Source organism: Monashia sp. HAY1-2A (assembly GCF_056755315.1).
This window is the reverse complement of sequence record NZ_JBNDHY010000265.1, coordinates 1-2,652: the sequence shown is the minus strand read 5'-3', so window position 1 is coordinate 2,652 and position 2,652 is coordinate 1. Positions and strand designations below refer to the sequence as shown.

General features: G+C 74.0%; 3 protein-coding genes. All 3 read left to right on the top strand.

Annotation, left to right across the window (positions count from 1 at the left end; all coding sequences use genetic code 11):
- Positions 1–230 precede the first annotated feature (230 nt).
- From ACPYOM_RS21575 to coaE, 3 genes are read left to right on the top strand one after another with little or no spacing between them, the layout of a single operon-like run.
- On the top strand, positions 231–887 hold the full coding sequence (locus ACPYOM_RS21575; protein ID WP_481347525.1) for a TetR/AcrR family transcriptional regulator: 657 nt from the start codon (positions 231–233) through the stop codon (positions 885–887).
- 3 nt (positions 888–890) lie between these two features.
- Positions 891–1,352 carry a PPOX class F420-dependent oxidoreductase gene (locus ACPYOM_RS21570; protein ID WP_481347524.1) on the top strand — a complete coding sequence of 154 codons (462 nt, stop codon included), beginning with the start codon at positions 891–893 and terminating at the stop codon, positions 1,350–1,352.
- 27 nt (positions 1,353–1,379) lie between these two features.
- On the top strand, positions 1,380–2,579 hold the full coding sequence (gene coaE, locus ACPYOM_RS21565) for a dephospho-CoA kinase (RefSeq protein WP_481347523.1): 1,200 nt from the start codon (positions 1,380–1,382) through the stop codon (positions 2,577–2,579).
- The last annotated feature ends 73 nt before the right edge of the window (positions 2,580–2,652 follow it).

Below are 2,652 nucleotides of genomic sequence, written 5' to 3'. Positions count from 1 at the left end.
TCCGTCGTCGGCAGCGTCAGATGTGTATAAGAGACAGGTCCCTCGCTCCCGTCCATGGGCCGGGCCCCGGACGGTCGCCGGGGCGTCCCGTGGGACACTCGGTCGTCGACAGGTCGCCGCTGTCGGCCCCGTTGGACGCGTGAGCGCAGCGAATGGGTGGGGACCCCTGACCCCACCCATTCGCTGGAACGCCGTTCCAGCGAAACTCATGATCCACACGAAGGGCGCAGATGTCAACAGACCGGGTCTACGACAACAGCTCCCGGGCGCAGGCGGCCCGGGCGACCCGGCGGCGCATCGTCGACGCCGCGCGGGGCATGCTCCTGGCCGACGGCTACCACGCGATGTCGGTCAGCCAGCTCGCCTCGACCGCCGGGGTCAGCGCCCAGACCGTCTACAACGCCATCGGCGGCAAGGCCGACGTCGTCAAGGCCGTCTACGACGTGCTCCTCGTCGGGGACGACGAGCCGGTTGCCATGCAGGACCGGCCGGAGTTCCGCGCCATGTCGGACGCGCCCGACCGCCAGGGCTTCGTCCGCGCGTACGCGGCCCTGTGCGCGACGATCTACGAGCGCGTGGGCCCGCTGCTCGGCGTCATCCTCGCCCAGGGCGCGGGCGGCGACACCGGCCTGCAGGCGTTCGTCGCGACGATCGACGCGGAGCGCCGGGCGGGCAACACGAACGCGCTCAACGCCCTCGAGGAGACCCACGGCCTCCCCGGAGGCCTGGACCGCGAATGCTTCACCGACCTCGTGTGGACGTTGACGGCCCCCGAGATCTACGACCGGTTCGTCCGCCGCTGCGGGTGGACCCACGAGATGTACGCCGCCTGGCTGGCCGAGGCGCTCGTGGCCGTCTTCGACCGGGCCGGGACAGGAGGGCAGTGACCGATGCCGCGCCAGATCGCGACGAGCACGACCGTCGACCGTGAGGCGATGCTCGACTTCGTCCGTCCGCGCCACTCGATGGTCCTCGTGACCACGCGCTCGGACGGGCGCCCCCAGGCCTCGCCGGTCACCGGCGGGGTCGACGAGCGGGGCCGCATCGTCATCTCGACCTATCCCGAGCGGGCCAAGACGACCAACGCCCGGCGTCGCCCGGAGGTCACCGTCCTCGTGCTGTCCGACGACTTCGGGGGCGAATGGATCCAGGTCGACGGTGACTGCGAGGTCATCGACGTGCCCGACTCCGTCGAGCCCCTCGTCGACTACTACCGCTCGGTCTCCGGCGAGCACCCGGACTGGGACGAGTACCGCCGGGCCATGCGTGACCAGGGCAAGTCGCTGCTGCGGGTCACCCCGACGCGGTGGGGGCCGGTCGCCAAGGGAGGCTTCCCCGCCCGCCTCGCCTGACCGGCCGGCCTGCGTAGGCTGGCCCCCGTGCTGCGCGTCGGGGTCACCGGAGGGATCGGGTCGGGCAAGTCGACGGTGTCACGGCGGCTCGGCGAGCTCGGCGCGCACGTCGTCGATGCCGATGCCGTGGCCCGCGAGGTCGTCCAGCCCGGACGGCCGACGCTCGAGGCGATCCGGCAGCGGTTCGGCGACGCCGTCGTCCGCGCCGACGGCACCCTCGACCGGCCGGGCCTGGCCGCCGTCGTCTTCGCCGACCCGGACGAGCTGGCTGCGCTCGACGCCATCACCGGCCCGGCGATCGTCCGACGTGTCGCGGCCTCGCGCGCGGACGCGCCGCCGGACGCCGTGTCCGTCTACGACATGCCCCTGCTCGTCGAGCGCGGCCTCTGGGTGCACGAGCACCTGTCCGTCGTCGTCGAGGCCGACGAGGAGACGCGCGTGCGACGGCTCGTCGAGCAGCGTGGGCTCGACGCCGACGACGTCCGGCGCCGCATGGCCGCGCAGGCCACCGACGAGCAGCGACGCGTCGCCGCGGACGTGCTCCTCGACAACACCGGGTCGCCCGAGGCACTGACCGGCGCCGTCGACCGGCTCTGGCACGAGCGCCTCCGGCCCTGGGCCGACAACCTCGCCGCCGGGCTGCGCAGCCGCCGCCCCGACCGTGGCGCCGTGGTCGAGCCGCGAGCCGACTGGGAGGCCCGGGGCGAGCGCGTCGTCGCGCGCCTCGCCGCCGCCCTGGCCGGCACCGGCGCCGTCACCGAGGTGTCGCACGTCGGGTCGACCTCCGTGGCCGGGCTCCTGGCCAAGGACGTCATCGACGTCCAGGTCGGTGTCCGGCACCTTCCCGACGCGGACGGCGAGGCCTTCGGGACGGCGTTGCGCGACGCCGGGTACGTCGTCGCCCACGGTATCGACGCCGACACCCCGCACCCCGCAGGAGCCGACGCGTCGGCCTGGGCCAAGCGCTTCGCCGGCGGGTGCGACCCGGGCCAGGTCGTGCAGGTCCACGTGCGCGAGCACGGCTCGCCGGGCTGGCGCTTCGCGCTGCTGTTCCGTGACTGGCTGCGCGCCGAGCCGGCCGAGCGCGACGCGTACGCCGCCGAGAAGCGCCGGCTCCTCGCGCTCGACGACGACACGTCGGCCTACGTCGATGCGAAGGAGCCGTGGTTCGAGGGCGCCTGGCACCGTGCCGAGGCGTGGGCCCGCCGCACCGGCTGGCGTCCCTGACCGGTCCCGGGGCCGGACGGGCGTGGGACCGGTTGGGGGCTGTCTCTTATACACATCTGACGCTGCCGACGAC

Bases quoted from the DNA above. Each gene is read 5' to 3' on its own strand.
- ACPYOM_RS21570 (WP_481347524.1), top strand. From the start codon at position 891: ATGCCGCGCCAGATCGCGACGAGCACGACCGTCGACCGTGAGGCGATG.
- ACPYOM_RS21575 (WP_481347525.1), top strand. From the start codon at position 231: ATGTCAACAGACCGGGTCTACGACAACAGCTCCCGGGCGCAGGCGGCC.